The 1476-nt window shown below is 68.2% G+C and carries 1 protein-coding gene; it reads right to left on the bottom strand.

The features are described 5' to 3' along the window. Positions 1-53: 53 nt before the first annotated feature. Complete coding sequence (locus ETD96_RS43875) at positions 54-1439, bottom strand: IS256 family transposase (protein WP_089331234.1); 1386 nt, start codon at positions 1437-1439, stop codon at positions 54-56. Positions 1440-1476 lie beyond the last annotated feature (37 nt).

Genomic DNA, 1476 nt, shown 5'->3' with positions numbered 1-1476 from the left:
GAGCCTGTAACTCGAAGTGTGTAAAGATGATCTTGTTGTGGGTCTGGTTGTCTTTACTGGATGCGGTCTGGGTAGGCGTCGGCGAGTTCGTTGAGGGCTTCGGCCCACCCGTAGGTCTTCTGGCCCTCGATGAGCCGTGCCGGATAGCCGGCGCGGACACCGTCCAGGTCGGCTCTGGCGGCGCGTTCGCGTGCGCGTTTGTCCTCGATGTTGAGGATGGCCAGCCAGAGCAGCTTGACCACCGCGTCGTCGGTCGGGAAGTGGCCGCGGGCCTTGGTGACCTTGCGGAGCTGGTAGTTCAGGGACTCGATGGCATTGGTGGTGTAGAGGAGTTTGCGGACGGCGGGGGTGAAGGCCAGGAACGGGATGAACCGTTCCCAGGCGGTTTCCCAGGCCTTCACTGCCTGCGGGTAGCGTCTGCCCAGGTCGGTGTCGGCGAAGGCCGCGAGGGCGTCCAGGGCGGCGTCGGCGTCGGGCGCGGTGTAGACCTTCTTCAGTTCGGCGGCGACGGCGGCGCGGTGCTTGCGCGGGACGGGGCGCAGGCTGTTTCTGATCAGGTGCACCACGCATGATTGGACGGTGGTGTGCGGGAACGCGGCGCAGATGGCGTCCTCGAACCCGGTCAGGCCGTCGACGCAGGCGATGAGGATGTCGTGGACGCCGCGGTTGCGCAGGTCGGCGACCACGCCGCGCCAGAACGCGGCGCCCTCCCCGATCCGGTTGGTGCCGGGCGGGCCGGCCGGGCCGTCGCCGGCTTTGGGGACCCAGATGCCCAGGACGTGTTTGTCGCCGTCGGTGTCGATCCCGACCGCCAGGTAGGCGGGCTTGTTGTGCACGACGTGGTTGTCTCGCACCTTCACCATCAGCGCGTCGAAGAACACCACCGGGTAGACGGGGTCCAGGGGGCGGCGCTGCCAGGCTTTGACCTCGTCCATCACCTGCTCGGTGATGCGGGAGACGGTCTCGGGTGACAGTTGGGTGCCGTAGACCTGGTCGAGGTGGTGGACGATGTCGCGCACCGTCATGCCGTGCGCGTACAGGCTGATGACCATGTCGTCCAGGCCGCCCGACACCCGCCCGGCGCGTTTGGGCACCAGCACCGGCTCGAACGACCCCTTCCGGTCGCGCGGCACCGCCAGGCGGACCGGACCGACCCCGGTCTGCACCGTCTTGGAGATCTTGCCGTTGCGTGAGTTGCCGGTCCCGTACCCGTCGCTGGCGTGCTTGTCATAGCCCAGGTGCGCGGTCAGCTCGGCCTCCAGCGCCCGCTCCAGCACGGCCTTGACCAGGTCGCCGAGCATCGAGCCCTCGCCGGTCAGCCGCAGCCCGCCGGCCTCGTCCCGGGACCGGGCCAGCAGCTGGTCCAGCAGCCGGTCGTCCAGCAGTTCCCGGATCGGGCGGCGCGTGCTGTCCTGCTCGGGCCCACTCACCTCCGTCACGGTAGCCGAAAGATCACTTACGGTAGTTGAAGTGGTG

The sequence above is a fragment of the Actinomadura geliboluensis genome (assembly GCF_005889745.1).
Taxonomy (GTDB): domain Bacteria; phylum Actinomycetota; class Actinomycetes; order Streptosporangiales; family Streptosporangiaceae; genus Spirillospora; species Spirillospora geliboluensis.
Note: the sequence above shows the minus strand (reverse complement) of the source record. Positions and strands in the feature narration are given on the sequence as shown.